This window comes from Streptomyces sp. NPDC060064 (genome assembly GCF_042736455.1).
In the GTDB taxonomy this organism is placed as follows: domain Bacteria; phylum Actinomycetota; class Actinomycetes; order Streptomycetales; family Streptomycetaceae; genus Streptomyces.
In genome coordinates this window covers 1-21,407 of sequence record NZ_JBHWWF010000003.1, presented here as the reverse complement: position 1 = coordinate 21,407, position 21,407 = coordinate 1, and the positions used below count along the sequence as shown (strand labels likewise).

General features: G+C 68.7%; 19 protein-coding genes. 5 read left to right on the top strand and 14 right to left on the bottom strand.

The window, feature by feature from the left end:
• Positions 1-107: 107 nt before the first annotated feature.
• The 6 genes from ACFWDI_RS04420 to ACFWDI_RS04395 form a co-directional block, all read right to left on the bottom strand.
• On the bottom strand, positions 108-482 hold the full coding sequence (locus ACFWDI_RS04420) for a hypothetical protein (protein ID WP_385301262.1): 375 nt from the start codon (positions 480-482) through the stop codon (positions 108-110).
• Positions 483-572: 90 nt separating this feature from the next.
• On the bottom strand, positions 573-773 hold the full coding sequence (locus tag ACFWDI_RS04415; protein WP_385301261.1) for a DUF6381 family protein: 201 nt from the start codon (positions 771-773) through the stop codon (positions 573-575).
• 99 nt (positions 774-872) lie between these two features.
• Positions 873-1,001 carry a hypothetical protein gene (locus tag ACFWDI_RS04410; protein WP_385301259.1) on the bottom strand — a complete coding sequence of 43 codons (129 nt, stop codon included), beginning with the start codon at positions 999-1,001 and terminating at the stop codon, positions 873-875.
• Entirely contained in the window at positions 1,002-1,178 is a 177-nt protein-coding gene (locus tag ACFWDI_RS04405; RefSeq protein WP_385301258.1) for a hypothetical protein, read from the bottom strand.
• An 86-nt stretch (positions 1,179-1,264) separates the two neighbouring features.
• Positions 1,265-2,122, bottom strand: a complete 858-nt coding sequence (locus ACFWDI_RS04400; RefSeq protein WP_385301257.1) for an SDR family NAD(P)-dependent oxidoreductase — start codon at positions 2,120-2,122, stop codon at positions 1,265-1,267.
• 268 nt (positions 2,123-2,390) lie between these two features.
• Positions 2,391-3,032, bottom strand: coding sequence for a TetR/AcrR family transcriptional regulator (locus ACFWDI_RS04395; RefSeq protein ID WP_385301256.1), 642 nt, complete (start codon positions 3,030-3,032; stop codon positions 2,391-2,393).
• Between the two features lie 83 nt (positions 3,033-3,115).
• Between ACFWDI_RS04395 and ACFWDI_RS04390 the strand changes: the two genes are divergently transcribed.
• Complete coding sequence (locus ACFWDI_RS04390) at positions 3,116-3,610, top strand: DUF1453 domain-containing protein (RefSeq protein ID WP_385301255.1); 495 nt, start codon at positions 3,116-3,118, stop codon at positions 3,608-3,610.
• 104 nt (positions 3,611-3,714) lie between these two features.
• Here the strand turns inward: ACFWDI_RS04390 and ACFWDI_RS04385 are convergent, their stop codons facing one another.
• From ACFWDI_RS04385 to ACFWDI_RS04375, 3 genes are all read right to left on the bottom strand, one after another.
• Positions 3,715-4,497 (bottom strand): carbon-nitrogen hydrolase family protein, encoded by a 783-nt coding sequence (locus ACFWDI_RS04385; RefSeq protein WP_385301254.1) that lies wholly within the window; start codon positions 4,495-4,497, stop codon positions 3,715-3,717.
• A complete protein-coding gene (locus tag ACFWDI_RS04380; protein ID WP_385301253.1) occupies positions 4,494-5,942 on the bottom strand; it encodes a class I adenylate-forming enzyme family protein in 1,449 nt (482 codons plus the stop codon). The genes ACFWDI_RS04385 and ACFWDI_RS04380 overlap by 4 nt, the downstream gene beginning before the upstream one ends.
• 190 nt (positions 5,943-6,132) lie before the next feature.
• The gene (locus tag ACFWDI_RS04375; RefSeq protein WP_385301252.1) at positions 6,133-6,747 is read right to left on the bottom strand and encodes a thioesterase II family protein; all 615 of its coding nucleotides are present in this window, start codon (positions 6,745-6,747) and stop codon (positions 6,133-6,135) included.
• Positions 6,748-7,209: 462 nt separating this feature from the next.
• On the opposite strand from ACFWDI_RS04375, the gene ACFWDI_RS04370 reads away from it, so the two are divergent.
• The gene (locus ACFWDI_RS04370; RefSeq protein ID WP_327326583.1) at positions 7,210-8,112 is read left to right on the top strand and encodes an ATP-binding cassette domain-containing protein; all 903 of its coding nucleotides are present in this window, start codon (positions 7,210-7,212) and stop codon (positions 8,110-8,112) included.
• Between the two features lie 2 nt (positions 8,113-8,114).
• On the top strand, positions 8,115-8,864 hold the full coding sequence (locus ACFWDI_RS04365; protein ID WP_385301251.1) for an ABC transporter permease: 750 nt from the start codon (positions 8,115-8,117) through the stop codon (positions 8,862-8,864).
• Between the two features lie 110 nt (positions 8,865-8,974).
• Here ACFWDI_RS04365 and ACFWDI_RS04360 read toward each other — a convergent pair whose 3' ends face one another.
• The 5 genes from ACFWDI_RS04360 to ACFWDI_RS04340 all read right to left on the bottom strand — a co-directional run bounded on the left by ACFWDI_RS04360 (position 8,975) and on the right by ACFWDI_RS04340 (position 16,088).
• Positions 8,975-10,735 carry an acetyl/propionyl/methylcrotonyl-CoA carboxylase subunit alpha gene (locus ACFWDI_RS04360; RefSeq protein WP_385301249.1) on the bottom strand — a complete coding sequence of 587 codons (1,761 nt, stop codon included), beginning with the start codon at positions 10,733-10,735 and terminating at the stop codon, positions 8,975-8,977.
• A gap of 81 nt (positions 10,736-10,816) precedes the next feature.
• On the bottom strand, positions 10,817-11,047 hold the full coding sequence (locus ACFWDI_RS04355; RefSeq protein WP_385301247.1) for an acyl-CoA carboxylase epsilon subunit: 231 nt from the start codon (positions 11,045-11,047) through the stop codon (positions 10,817-10,819).
• Positions 11,044-12,636, bottom strand: a complete 1,593-nt coding sequence (locus ACFWDI_RS04350) for an acyl-CoA carboxylase subunit beta (RefSeq protein ID WP_385301246.1) — start codon at positions 12,634-12,636, stop codon at positions 11,044-11,046. The genes ACFWDI_RS04355 and ACFWDI_RS04350 overlap by 4 nt, the downstream gene beginning before the upstream one ends.
• On the bottom strand, positions 12,636-14,396 hold the full coding sequence (locus ACFWDI_RS04345) for a fatty acyl-AMP ligase (protein WP_385301245.1): 1,761 nt from the start codon (positions 14,394-14,396) through the stop codon (positions 12,636-12,638). Before ACFWDI_RS04345 ends, ACFWDI_RS04350 begins: the two co-directional genes overlap by 1 nt.
• Before the next feature lie 57 nt (positions 14,397-14,453).
• On the bottom strand, positions 14,454-16,088 hold the full coding sequence (locus ACFWDI_RS04340; protein ID WP_385301244.1) for a flavin monoamine oxidase family protein: 1,635 nt from the start codon (positions 16,086-16,088) through the stop codon (positions 14,454-14,456).
• A 507-nt stretch (positions 16,089-16,595) separates the two neighbouring features.
• On the opposite strand from ACFWDI_RS04340, the gene ACFWDI_RS04335 reads away from it, so the two are divergent.
• Positions 16,596-17,462: an ACP S-malonyltransferase gene (locus ACFWDI_RS04335; RefSeq protein ID WP_385301243.1), complete on the top strand. Its 867-nt coding sequence runs from the start codon at positions 16,596-16,598 to the stop codon at positions 17,460-17,462.
• A gap of 256 nt (positions 17,463-17,718) precedes the next feature.
• Positions 17,719-21,407, top strand: a 3,689-nt coding sequence (locus ACFWDI_RS04330; protein WP_385301242.1) for a beta-ketoacyl synthase N-terminal-like domain-containing protein, incomplete at its 3' end; no start/stop codon positions are given.

The window sequence follows — 21,407 nt, the reverse complement described above, 5'->3', positions numbered from 1 at the left end:
GGTGTCGGCCGGACATCCGGCCCGGCCGCACTGGCGGGCGCCGGGCCGTACTGGCGGACTCCCCGCACTGGCGGCTTCCTGGCCGGCCTGGTCTCTCCTGGACCGGACTAGCGGATTCCGCTCTCGAGTCGCAACTGGACGTCCTTCTCCTGATCGCCGGCGGCCATTCCCTCCACCTGCACGACGAACGCGGCTGCCAGCGTCTCGCCCAGCCGGTCCACCCCCCAGTAGGTGCCCTGCACACCGACTACACACGGTGCTGCCAACTGCACAGGTACGGCAGGGGCGTGCGTGGGGCCCACCTCGAACGTCGAGGTCCACACGGTTGTGTGCGGGTGGGACGTGTACTGCGGTGCATCGTCATCGGCACGGTCCGAGATGAAGGACTGCGCCAGCACGCGGAAGACGGTGTCGGCGTCCTCCTTCGAGCAATCGCTGAGCGTGACGACGACCGGTGTCGTGTCCTGCTGATCGCTACTCACGGTCATTCCTGCCTTTCCGTACCTTGCCCGCCGATGGCCTCCAGTCCGCACGGCGGACTGGAGGCCATGGGCCTGTGATGGCCAGGTGCTTCACGCAGGCGGGGACTGCTCCTGCCCACCCATCGCGCCCATCGAGCCCTCTTGCTGGCTCTGCTCCTTCAGTCGGCGCGCCTTCTCCTGCAGCTTCTGACGCTCCTGCGGGTCAGTCGCGCGCTCCGCGGCTTCGGACAGCTGCTGCGCCTTGTCGCGCATCTGCTGCGCTCGACCTCGGGATTCGCCTGCAACGCTCATTGTCACTCCTTGACAGTAGGAAGAGCGGGCTCAACCAGCGAACCAGGACCCCGTCACCCCCGCACGTCGAACGGTGACTGTCCGCTACCGCCCCAGGTCTTACGACAGCTTTCCGGCGGTGCGCAGGGCGACCGACACCGTGTTGACGGCCTCGGACGACTGGTCCTCGCCCGTGACGCGCCGGTGATGGTTCAGTCCGCCAGGGTTCTCCATGTTGATCTCAATCACCTACGGGAAGGCGAGGTCGACGCCCACGTAGAAGATGCCGTGGTCCATCATGCGCTTGCCGCGTCGGCGTACGAGCTCACGTTCGTCGGGGGTGGGTTGCAGCACCTCGTAGCGTGCTCCCACAGTGGCGTTGGCCCGGTTGTCGTTCTCGCGGTGGAAGCGGAGAAAGCCGGACACCGGGGTGTCGCCCGCGACTTGGCGACATGGGTACGGCAGGTCCGCACGCTCAGTCCGATGCGGCGGGGCGCACTGTTCCGGGCGCACTATTCCGGGCGCGAGGTGCGCGGTTCGACGTGGAAGTCGAACGCGACGGTGCCGGGGTCGACGGCCGTCACACCGCCGTCCACCGTGAGCACCGCTCCGTTGACGAAGGAGGCGGCGGGAGAGAGGAGCCACGCAATGGCCTCGGCGACCTCGCGCGGCTCGCCGGGGCGGCGCGCGGGAATGAGCCGGGTCGCCATCTCGTACGCCGCATCGATGCCGCGCTCGCCCGCATCGGTGCCGCCCTCCCCCGCGTCGCCACCGACCAGGCCCGCCTCGTCGGCGAAACGTGTCATCCGCCGGTCGGCCATGTCGGTGCGCACCCAGCTCGGGCACACGGTGTTGGCCCGTACGCCGCGCGGCCCGTAGTCGACGGCCAGGGATCGGCAGAGCTGGAGCAGAGCGGCCTTGGACGTCGCGTACGCGGCGTTGCCCACGCCGTTGCGCAGCGCGGACACCGAGGCGACGGCGACGACCGAGCCCCGTGCCTCCAGCAAGTGCGGGAGCGCGGCGCGCTGCAGAAGGAACGGACCGGTGAGGTTGGTACGCATCACGGCCTCCCAGTCCTCGACCGACAGCTCACCCACACCGCCGCCACGCCCGATGCCCGCGTTGAGCACGAGCCCGTCGAGCCGGCCGTACGCGGCCACTGCGGTGTCCACGAGACCGCGCACGGCGTCGGGGTCACCGATGTCGGCCGGGTGGGCCAGAGCTCCGGTCTCCTCCGCGAGGCGATGCAGCGGATCGGGTCGCCGCCCCGAGACGACCACGTGGTGCCCACTCGCGCGCAGCAGCCGGGCGGTGGCGGCACCGATACCCGTTCCTCCGCCGGTGATGATGACAACGCGCTTGTCCGCCATGCCTGTTGGCCTTCCAAGTGGTCCGTACGGTCTCCATGATCGTATGCGCGCCCGCTTCTCAACCGGTCATCTCTCAACCGGTCATCGCGGCTGCCCCTCCACGGGCCCACCCGCTACGGGCGGCGGTGCCAGTCCATGACCGACCAGGGCAGGGCGAGGTCGGCGAGACCGTCGCGTCACGACGTACATCGGTTCCGGGAACCGCATGACCCTTTGCACACCGGGCCGGATCGGGCGAGCCCGGGGGCCGGCCCCCGGGCGTTACCGGCTAGGGATGACCTGTCGCACGACCCTGGTCAGGATCCACGAGGGTACGCAGATGGCGGTGGAGAATCGCGCGCGCGGCATCGGGCGCCACCTGATCGGGATGGAGCACTCCGCCGAGGGTCAGACCGTCCAGGAGCGCGGCCAGCCGCTGGGTCTCCAGTGCGATGTCGAGATCGCCGGGGACACCACCGGACCGCTGGGCCTCGTGCAGCACGCGCGCGATCAGCTCGCGCGCCTCCTCATACATCCGGCGTGCGCAGGGCCGGAATTCCGGGCGGGTGCGCGCAGCGGTGATGAACGCCAGCCAGAGCACCGCCTCTTCGCGACGGGTCTCGTCGAGGGGAAGGAATTCGGCGAACAGTTCCTCGGTGCGGGTACGGCGGTCGATGCTCGCGCCCGGGTCGAGGAGCTGCTCGGCATGGCTGCGGATCCGGCCGTCGATGCGCCGCCGCAGCTCCTCCATCGTAAAAATCATCAACTCGGTCTGGCTGGCGAAGTAGTGCCTCACAGAACCGATGGCCAGCCCGGCCTCCTGGGCGACGTTACGCAGTGAGGCGCTTTCCAGACCTTCCCTGCCCACGATGCGGAGAACGGCCTGCGCGACATCTTGGCGCCGGGTTTCGGCTACGACGACTCTTGGCATGTTGCTGTTATAGCACGGGCGCGCTAAATTAACTTTCACGCCCTGCGGGGGCACGGACAGGCCGGGAACAAAGGGGTGCAGTGGTGGACACATGGTTGCTCGTAACGATCATCGCCGTCGGGGCGGTCGCGGTGGTGATCAAGCGACTGATGGGCGAACCGCTCAACGCCCGGGATCTGTTCGCACCACCGCTGGTGCTCACCGGCCTCGGTATCTGGGCTCTGACCGAAGTGAAGGGGCTGACCGGTACGGACCTCGGCTGGGTCATCGTCGGTTCGGTGCTCGGTGTCGGGCTCGGCGCGGTGCGTGGCGCCACCATCCAGGTCTACCCCAAGGATGGAATCCTCTATCAGCGCTACACCGGTAAGACGTTCCTCGTCATCATCGGGTCCCTTGCGGTGATGGCCGCCTTCGGCTTCCTGGCGGTGCACATGGGCATGCAGGCGGAGGCACGGCCCATCAACCTCTCCATCGGCGTCGGATTCCTGGGCGAGGCGCTGGTCGTCGGCGCCCGGGGACTGTCCACGGGAGTCCCCTTCGCGCCCGAGAAGCCGCGCTTCGAGAGGCCGCGCATCTGACGGCCGCACAGCTCGACAGCATGACGATGGGCCCGGAGACAGTGACTGTGACTGTCTCCGGGCCCATCGTCATGGCCGGGTAGGGCGACCTGGGATTGCGTGCGTTACGCGTAGAGCTCCGGGCGTCGGTCGCGCAGATACGTCGTGGAGGCACGGGCGCGCTTGAGGACCATCGGGTCGATGTCGACCACGAGCAGGTCCTCACGGTCCTCGGTGATGGCGTACGTCGTGCCGTTCGGCGCCGCGACCGTGGTGTGGCCACAGAAACTGAGGCCACCGTGGTCTCCGGTCCAGTTCGCGTACGCGATGTAGAGCTGGCTCTCGAAAGCACGCGCCGGCACCAGGGTGCGTGCCACGACCTCCCAGGGCCGCATCAGCCCAGTGGGCACCAGCAGCAGATCGGTGCCGGCCAGGGCGTGCGCCCTCACGGCCTCCGGGAACTCCACGTCGTAACAGATCAGCATGCCGAGCGTCATACCGCCGAAGGACGCCTGCACCACTGCTTCCGCACCGGGGGTGAACAGGGTGCGCTCGGCCCGCCCGTACAGATGCGCCTTGCGGTAGACCGCGAGAGTCTCACCCCGGGGCGCGACGAGGCGCGCGGAGTTGTACACGTCAGGGCCGTCCGTCTCGGGCCAGCCATGGACGATGGCGATGCCGAACTCGCGTGCAATGGCGGAGACTTCCGCGCATTGAGGTCCGTCGACGGGACCCGAGGCCTCCGCCAGATTGCCTGCCTGAAGGGGATAGCCGCCGATCGAGACCTCGGGGGTGACGAGCAGTTCGGCCCCCTCATCGGCCGCGCGGCGCGCCGCTGTCCGCAGTCGCTCAAGAAACTGCTGTACACCGGTCGCGCCGCACGCCGCCTGCAGACAAGCGATCCTCACTGGGTGTTTCCTCCGGGGGAACCATCGGGCCCGGCCGCCTGCGATTCCCGCGCGAGCCGCTCCAACTGCCGCTTGTCCGGCTTGCCGTTGCGGTTGAGCGGGAACCGGTCCAGGACGACGACCCGGTCGGGGTGCTCATAGGTGGCAAGCATCCCACGCAGCCGGTCCCGCCAGTACGCGGCCTCCTGCCCCTCCTCGTCCTCGACGAAGAACACCAGCTGCGCCCCACGCCGCTCGTCGGGCAGCGGAATGATCCGGGCGGAGCAGTCCAGAGCGGCGACCTTACGTTCGATCAGCTCGGGGTAGAGCGTGTATCCCATCCGGTGCACGGCGAACTTGCGGCCGAGCGGAAACACATTGCCGTGCTCGTCCAGGTGACCGAGATCCCCTGTGCGCTGCCAGCCGGTGTCCGCGGGGAGCAGAGTGCCGTCCTCGTCGAGGTGGCCCTCCATGCCGTCGGGGGTGTCCACCTCGATCTCGCCCGCCACGCCCGGTGCCACCTCCAGGCCGTCCTCGTCGACCACCCGCAGCCGGATGCCGTCCATCGCCTGACCGCAGGCGATCGGGTTCTCGATGGTGGCGAAGGCGATATTGCCCAGTTCGGTGCTGCCATAGCTGTCCAGCAGCGGCCGGCCGAACTCGGCGACGTACCGGTCGACGAGCGGCCCGTCCAGGGGCGCGGCGCCGACACAGAACATCCGTACCTGCTCGACATCGGCGCGCAGCGCGGGCTTGCGGCCGATCAGATTGAGCATGCTGCGGTAGCTGGAGGGCGTCGCGTCGATCACCGTGACCCCGGTCTCGCCCGCCATCCGCAGGGCGCGGTCCAGCCGCTTGTACGGGGCGATCACCAGCGAGGATCCGGTCATCCAGGCGATCAGCACCATGGACAGTCCGTACTGGTGGGAGAAGGGCAGCAGCGGCATGAGCACATCGTCCGCGACATGTCCGACCTGATCGGCGTTGCGCTGCAGGTTCTTGAGGAACTTGGCGCCCGACTTGACGACCCCCTTGGGGGAGCCGGTCGAGCCCGAGGTCCACATGATCAGGCCGTCGGGCCGCTCGCCCCACTCGTCGAACGACAGCCGCTGCTCGGCGACTTCGCGGCCGGCCGCGGCCACCAGGATTTCGTAGAGGTGGATGGCGTCCAGGTCGTCGTCGATCGGGGCGTCGTCGTCGACGAGGAGGACCTTGGCCCCGGTGCGCAGGATGATGCGCCGGGTCTCCTCGGCGTGCTCCTGCTGGTCGACGAGCACGATGGAGGCGCCGAGGTGCATGAGCCCCAGCAGCGTCCCGACCCAGCCCGCCGAGTTGCCTGCCTTGAGCAGAACGCGCTGGCCCGGGCCGACGCCGCGATCGCGGAGGGCGTCGGCGATGCGCAGGGCTCCCTGCTCCGATGCGGAGAGGGTTTGAACCGAGTCGTGGGCAAATATCTTCGAGGTCACTGTCGGGAGGTTCCTTCCTCGGGCTCGGACGTGACCGGCGCGCAGAGGTCGCGATCCGGGAAGGCGACCATCTGAGAGGACGGGCCGTCGTCCGGGACGGCTGAGGGACCGCGCTGCTACTGATGCGTAACACGGTTCCCACCAAGGAAGTTAGGCAGTATGCCCCGACCCGGGAACCCTTAACCTCCCCCTAGGCTCCCTTGTTCTCGGAAACGAGGAGCTGGTCGTGGACGAGGTTGGCGACCTGCCGGCGGCTGATGTCGAGATAGCCCCGCGCTCCCGGGAACACCTCGAGGTCGAAGGTTCCGCTGGTGCGGTGCCGCCAGTTCCGTACCGCCGACACCGGAGTCCTGCGGTCCGTCTCGCCGGTGAGTGCGACGATCGGGCAGCGCAACTCGGGTCCGCTGTCCGAGATTTCGGCCCGTTCGGCTCCGGCTCCCGAGACGAACAGCGTCGCCGGGATGGTCCCTGTCTCCCGCTCCAGCCGACGGGCCACCCGGTACGCCAGATGGGCGCCCCTCCCGTGCCCGAAGAGCGCCAGCGGCCGGTCCGTCCACTCCGCGAGGGTCTCAAACGCGTCGCCGGCCAGGTCCGAGAGGTCTCCGATCCGTGGTGGCGCGCTGCTGTCGTAGGCGTAGGAATGCTGGAACATCAGCATCTCGACCGTGGGCAGCAGGAGTTCCGCAAGACAGAGGAACGAGGATGTCGATTCGACACTGTGCGGAAAGCCGGCCAGCCTGAATTTGCTGGAGATCGAGGCGTGCCGGATGCATATCAAGTCGAGATCGGCACACTCATTTGACACCAATGACCTTCCCCTTTCGAATCGATAAGTGCATATCGCATGCATTGAGTGGTGCGACATTACGGTGCGACGAAACCGGCAACCTCGACCCTGTGGTTGAGGTCCGGGTGGAGATACTGGCATCCTAGGGCTCATTTCGGCCACCGTTGGCGGACCAAAGCTCCGACCTGGTCTGCACCACACCTCGCCCCTAGCCCCCAACTGCGGTCCGCAGGGGAGACTAGGGGTTGTCCGCCGAATTGAACGCGCAATACATTTTCCCCTACACGTACGCGAGTCTGCGTGTCACTGCATCTGCCACATCGCGCCGATCAGGATATTCCCTTCCGATGGAGACGGCGCGTTTTTCCATGCGCTCAGCGCAATCATGCGAGACCGGATGAGGCACCGCCGATGATCAAGGTACGAGACCTTGCCAAAACGTTCCGCAGCCGAAAAAACACCGTAGAAGCCGTCCGGGGCGTGGACATCGACGTCGCAGAAGGCGAACTGGTCGGATTCCTCGGCCCCAATGGCGCGGGAAAGTCCACCACCCTGCGGATGCTCTCCACGCTGCTGCGCCCCACGTCGGGCGTGGCGATGGTTGCCGGCTGCGATCTGCTCTCCGATCCCGCCGGAGTACGCCGCCGCATCGGCTATGTGGGGCAGGGCAACGGCGCCGGAGGCGACCAGCGCGTCGGGGAGGAGTTGATGACGCAGGCCCAGCTGTACGGCATGTCCCGTGGCCGGGCCCGCCATCGGGTCGAAGAACTCCTCGGCCAGTACGACCTCGCGGGTATGGAGACCCGGACCGTGTCCACTCTCTCCGGTGGCCAGCGGCGGCGTCTGGACATCGTGATGGGCGTACTGCACCGACCCCAACTGGTCTTCCTGGACGAGCCGTCCACCGCACTGGATCCGCAGAGCCGCAGCAATCTGTGGGAGCACATCAGGTCGTTGCGCGATCTGCACTCCACCACGGTCTTCCTCACCACGCACTACCTCGACGAGGTGGACGCCCTCTGTGAGCGCATCCTGGTGATCGACGACGGGCAGATCATCACTGAGGGCACCCCCGACGGACTCAAGAGCGAGATCTCCGGTGATCTGCTCGTCCTGGAGACTTCGGACCCGGCGGGCACGGCCGCGACCGCGGCACGCTTCCCGGGCGCTCGCGAGATCGCCGTCGACGGCTGGACCGTACGGTTCCGGGTGCCGCTGGGCGGTTCCGTCCTACCCGTTCTCCTGCGGGAACTTGACCGGTGCGGGATCTCTGTCATGTCCGTACAGACTCACCGCCCGACCCTGGACGACGTATTCCTCACCCTCACGGGCCGCAGTCTGCGGGACACGGACGCCGACTCCACCAACGATCAAGGAGAGTGACGGTGCATTACCTGAAGCAGACGCGACTCATCTTCATTCGCTCCACCCGCCCGTGGGCTCGCAGCCCGCTCCAGCTCATCGTCGGGATCTCCGGCCCGCTGGTCTATCTCGTGCTCTTCGGCCCACTGCTGAAGAACACGCTGCCCGGCAACGTGGACGCCTGGCAGTGGTTCGTGCCCGGCATGCTGATGCAGCTCACCCTGTTCGGTGCCGCCTACGCAGGGTTCTCGCTCACCCCTGAGCTGCGCTCCGGGGTCATGGAGCGGCTGCGCGTCGCACCCGTCAGCCGCGCCGCGCTGCTCTCCGGCCGGGTCCTCAGCGACCTGGCCCAACTGGGCATCCAGGGCGTCATGCTGCTCGCCGCGGCCACGGCCTTCGGATTCCGTGCCCCCATTCCGGCCGTCCTGCTGCTGCTGGTGCTGGCCTCCGTCCTCGCCGCCGGGATCAGCTCCGCCTCGTACGCGCTGGCGCTCATCCTCAAACAGGAGAACCGGTTCGCTCCGCTGCTCAGCATGGTGCTGGTGCCGCTCATGCTGCTCTCGGGCGTGCTGCTTCCGATGAGTGCGGCGCCGGACTGGCTGTACCACCTGTCCCGGGTCAATCCGCTGTCCCACGTGGTCGATGCGCTGCGCGCGATCACCGCCGGGGAGTACGCCTCCCGCACCACGCTGACCGGCGCCCTGGCCGCCCTCTCCCTGGTGGTCATCTTCGGCGCCTGGGGCATGCGGACCATGAACCGCGAACAGGGCTGACCGCCCGCGCGACAGCCGGACCAGGCAGACGCAACGAAGACATGAGCCGGCCTCCACAACCCGATCGGGTGTGGAGGCCGGCTCCGTCGTATGCGTCCGCCGACAGGCGGTCAGTCCTTGATCTCGCAGATGACCGCTCCCGCCGAGACCGTCGCGCCCACCTCCGCCGACAGATCCTTGACGATCCCGGAACGGTGGGCGGTGAGCGGCTGCTCCATCTTCATGGCCTCCAGGACCACGATCAGATCGCCCTCCTCGACATGGCTGCCGTCCGCGACGGCAAGCTTCACGATGGTTCCCTGCATCGGAGAGGTCAACGACTCGCCGGAGGCGGCCGCCGACGCCTTGGGACCGCCCTGCCGCCGCGGAGCCTTTCTGCCACCACCGGGCGCACCGCCGGCGACTGCTGCCCCCAGCGACTCGGGGAGCGAGACCTCGAGGCGCTTGCCGCCGACCTCGACGACCACGGTCCGGCGGGCCGCGTTCTCGGTCTCCGCACCGGCATCGGTGGGGACGGCGAAGGGCTTGATGTCATTGACGAATTCGGTCTCGATCCAGCGGGTGTGGATCGTGAACGGGTCGGCGGTGAAGGCCGGGTCGGTGACGACCGCGCGGTGGAAGGGGATGGCGGTGGCCATGCCCTCGACGGTGAACTCCTCCAGGGCCCGCGCGGCGCGCTGCAGTGCCTGTTCGCGGGTGGCGCCGGTGATGATGAGCTTGGCCAGCAGGGAGTCCCAGGCCGGGCCGATGACGCTGCCGGACTCGACACCCGCGTCCAGACGGACACCGGGGCCGGTCGGCGGCGCGAACGTGGTGACCGTGCCCGGGGCGGGCAGGAAGCCGCGGCCCGGGTCCTCGCCGTTGATGCGGAACTCGAAGGAGTGGCCGCGCACGGCCGGGTCGCCGTAACCGAGCTCCTCGCCGTCGGCGATGCGGAACATCTCGCGGACCAGGTCGATACCGGTGACCTCTTCGGTGACCGGGTGCTCCACCTGCAGACGCGTGTTGACCTCGAGGAAGGAGATGGTGCCGTCGGTGCCGACGAGGAACTCGACGGTGCCGGCGCCGACGTAACCGGCCTCCTTGAGGATGGCCTTGGACGCGGCGTACAGCTCCGCGTTCTGCTCCTTGCTCAGGAACGGCGCCGGGGCCTCCTCCACCAGCTTCTGGTGGCGGCGCTGCAGCGAGCAGTCACGCGTGGAGACGACGACGACATTGCCGTGGCTGTCGGCCAGGCACTGGGTCTCCACATGCCGCGGCTTGTCCAGGTACCGCTCGACGAAGCACTCGCCGCGGCCGAACGCGGCAACGGCCTCACGCACCGCCGAGTCGTACAGCTCCGGAACCTCCTCCAGAGTGCGGGCGACCTTCAGACCACGGCCGCCACCGCCGAACGCGGCCTTGATCGCGATCGGCAGCCCGTGCTCCTCGGCGAACGCGACGACCTCGTCGGCACCGCTCACCGGGTCGGGCGTACCGGCGACCAGCGGCGCACCGGCACGCTGGGCAATGTGCCGGGCAGCGACCTTGTCACCCAGATCACGGATCGCCTGCGGCGGCGGCCCGATCCAGGTCAGACCCGCATCCAGCACGGCCTGGGCGAACTCGGCATTCTCCGAGAGGAAGCCGTACCCGGGGTGGATGGCATCCGCCTCCGCATCCTTCGCGGCCTGCAGCACCTTGGCCATGTCCAGATAACTGGCGGCCGGGGTGTCACCGCCCAGGGCGAACGCTTCGTCGGCCGCGCGGACATGCAGAGCGTCCCGGTCCGGATCGGCGTAGACGGCTACGCTCGCGATCCCGGCGTCCCGGCAGGCCCGGGCAACGCGGACAGCGATTTCGCCACGGTTGGCGATCAGGATCTTGCGCACAATGAACTCCCTCGTCCCATGTGGTCGTTGATGTCGGAGATCGCACCGCGGCTGCGGACGGCCTGCCCGGCCGAGTCCTGGTCAGCCACTGAACCCGCCTCGCTCGGGCCAGTGCGTCATACGCTGCGCGGGAGCGCCCCAGCGGCGGCCCGCGCGCGGCGGTGCGGTTCCCCGGCCGGCGGCCCGCTCGATCAGCAGCGCCGTCACCGCGACCACCGCCGCGGCGAGTTCCTCTTCCGTCGGACGGCCGCGCACCACGCGCAGGCCGTCTGCCTCGTGGGGGGTGGCGGCCCCCTCTTCCGGTCCGCTCACAGGGGGATGTTGCCGTGCTTGCGCGGCAGCCGGTGGGCGCGCTTGCCGCGCAGTGTCTCCAGCGCGCCGGCAATGCTCGCCCGGGTCTCGTGCGGCATGATCACCGCGTCCACATAGCCGCGTTCGGCGGCCGCGTACGGATTGCAGAGCGCCTGCTCGTACTCCTCCCGCAGCCGTGTCCGCTCCGCGGCCGGGTCGTCGGCCTCCGCCACCGCACGGCGGTGCAGCACGCTCACCGCGCTCTCGCCTCCCATGACCGCGATCTCGGCCGTCGGCCAGGCCAGGTTGACGTCGATGCCCAGGTGCTTGGAGCCCATGACTCCGTATCCGCCGCCGTACGCCTTGCGGGTCACCACGGTGACCATCGGCACTGTGGCCTCGGCATAGGCGTAGATGAGCTTGGCGCCCCTGCGGATGATGCCGCCCTGCTCCTGCTCCAGACCCGGCAGGAAGCCCGGCACGTCGACAAAGCTGAGCACCGGCACGTGGAAGGAGTCGCACATGCGGATGAAGCGCGCCGCCTTCTCGCTGGCGTCGATGTCCAGAGCGCCCGCCTGGACAATCGGCTGGTTGGCGACGATGCCCACACTCTGGCCGTTGACACGCCCCAGGCCACAGACGATGTTCTGCGCGAACAGCGGCTGCACCTCGAGCAGTTCACCGGAGTCGAGGACGGTACGGACGACCCTGCGCATGTCGTACGGCTGGTTGGGGCTGTCGGGGATCAGAGTGTCCAGGGCCCGGTCCGCCTCGGTGAGGCTGTCGGGCTCGGTGACGTCGTAGGCCGGCGGGTCCTCCATGTTGTTGGAGGGCAGATGACTGAGCAGCAGCCGGACGTATTCGAACGCGTCCTTCTCGTCCTGCGCCAGGTAGTGGGCGTTCCCGGACACGGTGTTGTGGCTGAGCGCCCCGCCCAGCTCCTCGCGGTCCACCGTCTGGCCCATGACGGTGCGCAGCACCTCGGGTCCGGTGACGAACATGTGGGAGGTCTCCTCCACCATCACCACGAAGTCGGTGATCGCCGGCGCGTACACCGCACCACCCGCGCAGGGGCCCATCATCAGCGAGATCTGCGGAATGACGCCCGAGCCCTCGACATGGCGCTTGACCAGCTCGGCGTAGAAGGCGAGCGAGACCACACCCTCCTGGATGCGGGCGCCGCCGGAGTCGTTGATGCCGATGATGGGGCAGCCCGTACTGAGGGCCAGATCCATCACCTTGACGATCTTCTCGCCGTACTTCTCACCGAGGCTGCCGCCGAAGACCGTGAAGTCCTGTGCGAACACGCATACCTTGCGGCCGTCCACCTTGCCGTAACCGGTGACCACGCCGTCCCCCAGCGGACGGTTGCGCTCCATGCCGAAGTCATGGCTGCGGTGGCGGGCGAAGGCGTCCAGTTCGACAAACGTCCCGGGGTCGAGAAAGGCGTCGATGCGCTCCCGCGCCGTCATCTTGCCCTTCTCGTGCTGGCGCTTGACCGCGTCGGATCCGGCGTGCGCGGCAAGTTCGTCGCGACGTCGCTGCAGCTCGGTGAGGCGCGAGGCGGTGCCGTTACGGGAAGGGCTTTTGGGGGTTTCTTCCGATGCCATCAGGCACTCCGCTCCGCTGCCGCGGCAGGCTTCAGCTCGTTGTTCAGGTATCGCTTGCGGCAGGCGCGACGCTGCACCTTGCCGCTGGTGGTACGGGGCAGGAGGCCGCGCCGTACGATCACGACCTCGTCCGTCTCGAGTCGCTGCCGTTCGTGGACGGCCTTGCGGACGAGTTCCTTCAACTCTTCCGTGCCGGTGCCGCGCAGTGCCCTGCCGTCGGCTTCGACGACGACGATCAGGCGCTCCGTCTCGCCGTCGTCCACAGAGAACGCCGCGGCGGCGTTCGGGTGCAGGCCCGGTGCCGCGTTCTCGGCCGAGAGCTCGATGTCCTGCGGGTAGAAGTTGCGGCCGTTGCGGATGATGACGTCCTTGAACCGGCCGGTCACATACAGCTCGCCGTCGAGCAGGAAGCCCAGGTCGCCGGTGCGCAGATAGGTGCTCCCGCCGGGGCCGTCCTCCTGTCCGGCGATGACCGCCCGGAAGGTCTCCTCGCTCTCGCGCTCCCGCCCGAGATAGCCGGCGGCGACACATGGCCCGTCCACCCAAATCTCACCGACCCCGCCTTCGGCGCACTCGGTCAGCGCCACGGGGTCGACGATCCGCACCCGGGTGCCGGAGACCGCGAAGCCCGATCCCACCAGGGGCTGCGCTCCGTCGGCCTCCGGGGCGAGCAGTTCGGCCCGGCCGGCCAGCAGTGCTTCTGCGGCCACCCACAGCACGGTCGGCTCCTGGCCGAGGCGGCTGCCGGTGGCCTTGAGGGTGTTCTCGGCGAGGCCGTAACCCGGGGACATGGCGCCGGGGCGGAAGCCGGCCGGGGCGAATGCCTCGGCGAAGGAGCGCACAGCGCGCCAGCGCACGGGCTCGGCGCCGTTGGCCGCCACCCGCCAGGTCGACAGGTCGATGTCCGTGGCGACCTTGCCGTCCTGCTGGGCCCGTACACAGAGCTCGTACGCGAAGCTCGGCGCGGCGGCATGCGTGCCGCGGAACCGCGCTATCGCCTCGAGCCAGCGGCCGGGCCGGCGGATGAAGGCCTCCGGGGCCATCAGATAGGCGGGGACACCGGAGCACAGCGGCATCAGCACGCCGAAGAGCATTCCCATGTCGTGGAAGAGAGGCAGCCAGGAAACGACCACACCATCGGGTCCGGCCGGCCACAGCTCGTCGGTCTCGGCGACATTGCTCAGGAAGTTGGCGTGGGTGACCATCACGCCCTTCGGATCGCCGGTGGAGCCCGACGTGTACTGGAGAAGTGCGGTGTCGTCGGGGCCCGGACCGTCGCCCGTCCACGGCGCCTCCGGCAGCGCCTCGGTGTCGATGAGCGTGAGTCCGGCCAGCTCAGGCAGATCGCCGAACCGTTCCTCCAGGTCTCGCTTGACGGCTCCCGTGGTCAGCACAGTGCTGGTACCCGCGTCGTCCGCGATCCGGCGCAGCCGCTCCACCCCACGCTGCCGGGTGGGTACCTGAACCGGGGCGCCGGCCACTCGCGCGTACATGCAGCCGAGCAGCGCCCGTACGAACTCCAGACCCGAGGGGTAGAGCAGTACGGCATTACCGCCGCTCAGCCCGGCCCGCTCCAGGGCGGCAGCGCGGGAGCCCGCGTCGATCTCCAACTGCCGGTAGGTGAGTGACCCGTCGGGCTCTTCACCGTCGCGCAGGAATACGTATGCGACTTCGTCGGGCTGCTTCTCGCAGCGCAGGCGAAGCGCCTCCGGCAGAGTCGAGACATTGCCCGCCCGCACATCCGGTCCGGTCCTGGTCATGATCGTGATACCTCGTTCCGCGAGGAGCATGGGGATTGATGGACAAACACGGCCGGCTCAGGCGTAGGGCAGCTCCACCGGAGCGAGCTGATCGAAGAGATCGCCGGGTCCGGGGTTGGCCGACGGGGTACGGCCGCCCAGATGGTTGACCACGCCCCACACCGCGTTCAGGGCGGTGGTCACCGCGCCTTCGGCGAAGCCCGCGGTCCAGGAGACGTCGTCGCCGCCGAGGAAGAATCCGCGGTGCGAGGCGTCCATCCCGTCCTGCATGAAGTGGGTGAACAACCGCCGCTGATACCGGTACTGGCCCGGCAGGTTCGCCTTGAAGGCACCCATGAAATGGGGCTCTGTCTCCCAGGTGACGGTGATCGGCTCGTCGATGATGTGCGACCGGATGTCCACACCCGGATAGATCTCGCCGAGCCGGTCCAGCAGCACTTCGAGGCGCTGCTGCGCCGACAGGGTCGCGAACTTCAGCGAGTCGTCGTTCCATGTGTACGACAGGCACATCACGCCTGGCCGGTCGACACCGTTGTCGAAGAGGTACACGCCGCGCGCGATCCGGTCGGTGAGGGTCATTCCCATCGTCTCCCGGCCGGTGCGCGGGTCGATGTCGCGCCAGAACGGACGGTCGGTGAGGACGAAGACCTTGGAGGAGCCCATGTAGTGCGTACGCTCCACCGCCGTCCAGTGCTCGGTCGGCAGCAGCCCCGGCTCGCAGTCGATCCGGCTCAGCAACGTCCACAGATGCGGTGTGAACACCACGGCCGGGTAGACGCTGACGTCTCCGGACGCGTCCTCGACGACGAAGTCGGATCCCTTGCGCCGCAGCCCCACGACGGCCGGCCGCGGACCCCCGCCGTGCAGCGAGGAGAGTGAAGTGCCTTCGGGCCAGTGGGCCGGGGACTCGGGCCGCTGCTCCCACAGCCCCTGCGGCAGCTGCTGCACACCGCCGACGATGGAGAGCTGATCGTCGTCGGCCTCGGTGAAGACCACCCTCAGGATCTCCAGAACCGAATTGGGGAAGTCGGTGTCCCATCCGCCCGTACCGAAGCCGACCTGGCCGAAGACCTCGCGGTGCTGGAAGGAGTGGAACGAGGACGAGGATGCCAGGAAGCCGTAGAAGGACTGGTCGTCGAGATCGCGTACCAGACGGTTCCACACGGCCTTGAGGGTCACGATGTCGCGCTGCTGAATCGCGCCGCGCACCGTCGACAGCTCGGCCAGCTCCTGGAGCGTCTTCTCCCAGGCGTCCGCGACCTCCTGATAGAGCATCGGGAGGTCGTCCTGCGAACGGGCCCAGTGCTGGCGTCCGTTGACGTCGATGAGTGTGCCCGGGGTGTCCGGCGCGAGCGGGTTGGGGAACGGGCGGGTGCCCAGGCCGAGCAGGTCGATGTAGTGGAACAGAGCCCGCGCCGACTTCGGGAAGCGCATCGCCCCGAGCTCGGCGACGTACTCGGGGCGGGTCGCGAAGGGAACGGCTCGCATACGGCCGCCCAGATCGCCGGCCTCGTACACAACGGGCCGCAGACCGAGCCGCATCAGCTCGTACGCGGCCGTCAGCCCGGCGATGCCACCACCGACAACGGCCACCGGCGTACCGGCTCGTTCGGGTGGCAGCTCGCCGAGACCGGCGGGATGGCGCAGCCAGTCGTCGTAGGAGAAGGGGAAGTCCGGAACGAGCATGCTCATTGAAGCCGGGCTGGGTGACGTCATCAGGAAAACCCTTCGGGCCGTTTCGGCGATGCTGGTCGGGGAATCAATGAAATTCCGGGAGGGCTCCGCCCGCTCACGCCGCGCGAGCCGCATGTCGATGCCGTCAGCGTGGCCCGGCCGAATGGTGAACTGTCGGCCGAGGACTGCCTGCGCCGGCAGGCACACGCTATTTTTCGCCGGGAGCGACTGGCAACCCCTATCCCCCCTGCCTATGTGGCATGCGGGATAAGGGAACCGGGCGGCTCGGCAAGGCGTCCGCACACGAGGCGGGCCGGGTGACCGCATGCTGCGGCACCCGTGAAGGTCAAGGGGTGCCTACGGGGTGGGATTAGGGGGCCTATGGGGTGGCCCGCGGCCCGCCCGCCCCCATAGCGTCGACCATGCTGTCCGCTGGCTGACTGTGGGTGAAATCTGATGGAAGAGAAGACAGCTGTCGTATTTCCAGGAATGGGACCGTCAAGCTTTTCCGCGGTCGGCAAATTCATGGTTCTCGACAGGTACGCTAGGCGCCGCGTATCGGCTGCAGACAAGGCGCTCGGGTACTCGCTCCTCGACCGGTTCTACGAAGCCGAGGACGACTACTCGGAGTACACGCAGGTGGCCTTCCTGGTCAACTCCCTTGCTCTGGCCGACCGCGCCGAGGACCTCCTCGGGATGCGCCCCGACTACTGCGTCGGGCCGAGCTTCGGCCAGAAGGCCGCGGCCGCCTGGACGGGGGCCGTCGACTTCGCGGACACCGTCCGTATGACGGCCGATCTCGCCCGCTGCGAGCAGGAGTTCTTCGCCGTCGAACACCAGGATGTGGTCACCCACTCCTGTGTGCGCGTCCCGGACGAGGCCTTCCAGGAGTATCTGGACGGGCTCGCCGCGAACGGCGACTGGTACGACATCTCGGGCCGTCTCGACGAGGGCTTCTGCATGGTGTCCATTCGCGAACACCTCCTGGACGGCCTCAAGAAGGCCATCAGCGCCATGGGCGGCTACTCCATGTACACGATGCGCCCGCCCGTGCACGCCGAGGCGTTCGGCGGTCTCCGCCGCAAGGCCGAGGAGGAGGTCCTGTCCCGGTACGAGATCCGCGACCCGAAACTCACTGTCGTCGCCGACCAGGACGGCAGTGTCGTGCGCACCGCGGATGCCATGCGGACAATGATGCTCGACACCTTCGACAAGGCCATCAACTGGCCCGATGTCGTCGACTCGCTGCTCAACCTCGGTGTACGAAAGCTCTACATCACCGGCCCCGACAATCTGTTCCGGCGAGTGAAATGCACCACGCGGAACTTCGATGTCGTGGCCGTCGACCCGAAAAGCGTTCTCCGGTCCACTCTGCGGCCGACGAAAAGCTGATGCCCGGTGGTGACGAATACAGCTGTCGTGGCGGTATTCGTCAACCACTGATGCCTCAGCAATCGTGAACGGTTGCTGCGTCGGCATTCGTTGGCCGTCGTCGTGGCGGCGCCGAAAGCCGCCACAACACCAACCCCCATATCGGCAATGCCCCCAAGGGGTGCGTAGGGGTGTGACCGCCACTTGGTGTCCACATACTCTCGCGTGAAGTCCGGTTTCTTTGAACAGCCATGTCGGCAGAGTTGTGGAGCGAGCGATGGTAGGCCAGTCCGGAGAATTCCGTTCGCAGGCTGAACTGACCGGGCCGGAGCAGGAACACCACCTGCTCGCCTTCGTCACCGGTCTGACCAGGGACGTGCTCAAGAGCGCGGACCGAGAGGTACCGAACGGGATCGACCCCGAGAGCTCCTTCCTCGAGCTCGGCTTCCACTCGCTCGCCGCCGTCGACTTCCACAGCCGGCTCGTCGCGGCGACCGGGCTCCGCGTGCCCGTCACCCTGCCCTTCGACCATCCCACCCCGCGGGCGCTCGCGCGCGAACTTCAGCGCCTCCTGTACGGCTCCGCCGCCGACCCTGGCGACCAGGGTGAGCCGCTCGGGACCGCCGGGGCCGACGACGAGCCGATCGCCATCGTCGGCATGGCCGTGCGCCTCCCCGGCGGCGTCACCACCCCCGAGGAGCTGTGGCAGCTCCTCGCCGAGGGCGGCGACGCGATCTCCGACTTCCCCACCCGCCGCGGCTGGGACCTCGACAATCTGTACTCTCCGGACCCCGACGACGCGGGCAAGAGCTACACCCGCCAGGGCGGATTCCTGCACGACGCGGGCGAGTTCGACGCCGACTTCTTCGGCATCAGCCCGCGCGAGGCGCTCGGCATGGACCCGCAGCAGCGGCTCCTGCTGGAGAGCACCTGGGAGGCCCTCGAACGCGCGGGCATCGATCCCAGGGCCGCCCGCGGCAGTCAGACCGGTGTGTATGTCGGCGTCGAGAACCAGGAGTACGGCCCGCGCCTGCAGGATGCCGCCGAGGGCTTCGAGGGGTACCTGCTGACCGGCAACGCCGCCAGCGTCGCCTCGGGCCGTCTCGCCTACACCTTCGCCTTCGAAGGTCCCACCATCACCGTCGACACCGCCTGCTCCGGCTCGCTCGTCGCACTCCACCTCGCCGTACAGGCGCTGCGTCGTGGCGACTGCCCACTCGCCGTGGCCGGCGGTGCGGCCGTCATGTCGAGTCCTGGCGGGTTCCTCGCCTTCAGCCGGCAGCGCGGCCTTTCGGAGGACGGGCGCTGCAAGGCGTACTCCGCGGACGCCGACGGCACCGGATGGGGTGAGGGCGTCGGCATCGTCGTCCTCGAACGGCTCTCGGAGGCCCGGCGCAACGGCCATCAGGTGCTCGCGGTGGTGCGCGGCACCGCCATCAACTCCGACGGCGCGTCCAACGGCCTGACCGCTCCCAGTGGTCTCGCCCAGCAGCGTGTCATCCGGCGCGCCCTCGCGGGCACCGGCCTCGCCGCGACGGACATCGACGCCGTCGAGGGCCATGGCACGGGTACGCGGCTGGGTGACCCGATCGAAGCTCAGGCGCTGCTGGCCACGTACGGGCAGGGGCGCGAGGGCGGGGAGCCGCTCTGGCTCGGCTCGCTGAAGTCGAACGTCGGGCATACGCAGGCTGCGGCCGGTGTCGCCGGTGTCATCAAGATGGTTCTGGCGATGCGGGAGGGTGTGCTGCCGCGGACGCTGCACGCGGACAAGCCGTCCCCGCACGTGGACTGGTCGGCAGGGACGGTGTCGCTGCTGACGGAGGCACGCGAATGGCCGGAGACCGGGCGCCCGCGCCGGGCGGGTGTCTCGTCGTTCGGCATGAGCGGCACAAACGCGCACGTAGTTCTGGAGCAGGCGCCCTCTGCGGAAGCCGAGGCTGTTTCCGAGGCTCCTGTTGTCGGTGGGGTCGTTCCGTGGGTGCTCTCGGGCAAGACTGAGGATGCGCTGCGAGCGCAGGCCGAGCGGCTGTACTCCTTCGTGGAGGAGAAGTCCGAGCTGGGTCTGGCCGATGTGGGTTACTCGCTGGCGGTGTCACGGGCACGGTTCGAGCACCGGGCCGTGATTTCAGGCGCGAGCCGTGAGGAGCTGCTGGCCGGACTGGAGGCTGTCGCCGGCGGTGAGGTATCGGGGGGCGCGGTCACCGCGGGGAGCGTGAACCGTGGGCGGGTCGCGTTCCTGTTCACCGGGCAGGGCAGCCAGCGGGTCGGAATGGGCCGGGAGCTCTACGAGACGTACCCCGTCTTCGCGGCGGCCTTCGACGAAGTCTGCTCCTACCTCGACCTGCATCTTGAGCGCCCGCTCAAGGACCTCGTCTTCGGCACGGACGACGACAGCTCCGGTCTGCTGGACCAGACAGCGTTCACGCAGGCCGCGCTGTTCGCGGTCGAGGTCGCACTGTTCCGGCTCGTCGAGTCCTGGGGCCTGACACCCGACTTCCTCGTCGGCCATTCGGTCGGTGAGCTGGCTGCCGCACACGTGGCAGGCGTCTTCAGCCTCGAGGATGCGGCTGTTCTGGTGGCTGCACGGGGCCGCCTTATGCAGGCCCTCCCGGCCGGCGGCGCGATGGCCGCGATCCAGGCCACCGAGGCCGAAATCCTGGCGACGATTGAGGGCCGCGAACACGAGATCGCCATCGCCGCGATCAACGGACCCTCGTCGGCGGTCATTTCCGGTGACGAGAACGCTGTGGTGGAGGTGCTGGAGCACTGGCGCGGCCAGGGCCGCATGGTCCGCCAGCTCCGCGTCAGCCACGCCTTCCACTCCCCCCGCATGGAACCCATGCTGGACGAGTTCCGCTGGCACGCCCGCGTGATGACCTACTCCGCGCCGCGGATCCCGATTGTCTCCAACGTGACCGGCGAGCCGGCCACCGCGGAGGAGCTGTGCTCACCGGAGTACTGGGTACGGCATGTGCGTCAGGCTGTGCGTTTCCGGGACGGCATCACCTGTCTCGCCGAGCAGGGCGTCACGTCCTTCGTGGAGCTCGGCCCCGACGGCATCCTCTCGGCGATGGGCCAGGAATCCCTGCCCGACGCCGAAGACGTGGTCTTCACGTCGGTCCTGCGCAAGGGCCGCCCCGAAGCGGAGGTTTTCACCTCCGCCATCGCCCGTATGCACGTAAACGGCGCGGAGTTGGACTGGGACGGCGTATTCGCAGGCCGCGGCGGGCAGCGCGTGGACCTGCCGACGTACGCCTTCCAGCACCAGCACTACTGGCTGGACACGCCCACGCTCTCCGGTGACGCCACGGGCTTCGGCCAGTCGGCGACGGGGCACCCGCTGCTGAGCGCGGCGGTCGCGCTGCCGGAGTCGGACGGGATGCTGCTGACGGGCCGCCTGTCTCTCCAGTCGCACGCATGGCTTGCGGATCACGTGGTGCTGGACTCGGCCGTCGTGCCGGGCTCGGCACTGATCGAGCTTGCGATCCACGCCGGCGACCAGGTCGGTTGCGGCGGGGTCGAGGAACTGACGCTCCAGGCCCCGCTGGTCCTGCCCGAGCAGGGCGCAGTGGTGCTGCGACTGGCCGTGGACGCCGCTGACGAGGCGGGCCGCCGCCCGGTGCGGTTCTTCTCCCGCGCCGACGAGGCGGTCCCCGGCAGCCAGTGGACACTGCATGCGACCGGCACACTGTCCGCGGCTGCCGAGTCCGCGGCGTTCGACCTGTCCGTATGGCCGCCGCAGGGTGCCGCGTCGGTCGAGGCCGACGGCATCTACGACAGCCTGGAGAGCATTGGTCTCTCCTACGGACCGGTCTTCCAGGGCCTGCGTGCGGCTTGGCGGCTCGGCGGGGACGTGTTCGCCGAGGTCGCGCTTCCCGAGGGAACTGCGACCGACGGCTTCGGACTGCACCCCGCACTCCTGGACGCCGCCCTGCACGCACTGCCTCTGGATTCGCACGAGCGGGC

Excerpts from the sequence above, each read along its gene's own strand:
- ACFWDI_RS04415 (WP_385301261.1), bottom strand. The coding sequence starts at position 773 with ATGAGCGTTGCAGGCGAATCCCGAGGTCGAGCGCAGCAGATGCGCGAC.
- ACFWDI_RS04400 (WP_385301257.1), bottom strand. The coding sequence starts at position 2,122 with ATGGCGGACAAGCGCGTTGTCATCATCACCGGCGGAGGAACGGGTATC.
- ACFWDI_RS04395 (WP_385301256.1), bottom strand. The coding sequence starts at position 3,032 with ATGCCAAGAGTCGTCGTAGCCGAAACCCGGCGCCAAGATGTCGCGCAG.
- ACFWDI_RS04350 (WP_385301246.1), bottom strand. The coding sequence starts at position 12,636 with ATGGCATCGGAAGAAACCCCCAAAAGCCCTTCCCGTAACGGCACCGCC.
- ACFWDI_RS04345 (WP_385301245.1), bottom strand. The coding sequence starts at position 14,396 with ATGACCAGGACCGGACCGGATGTGCGGGCGGGCAATGTCTCGACTCTG.
- ACFWDI_RS04340 (WP_385301244.1), bottom strand. The coding sequence starts at position 16,088 with ATGAGCATGCTCGTTCCGGACTTCCCCTTCTCCTACGACGACTGGCTG.
- ACFWDI_RS04335 (WP_385301243.1), top strand. The coding sequence starts at position 16,596 with ATGGTTCTCGACAGGTACGCTAGGCGCCGCGTATCGGCTGCAGACAAG.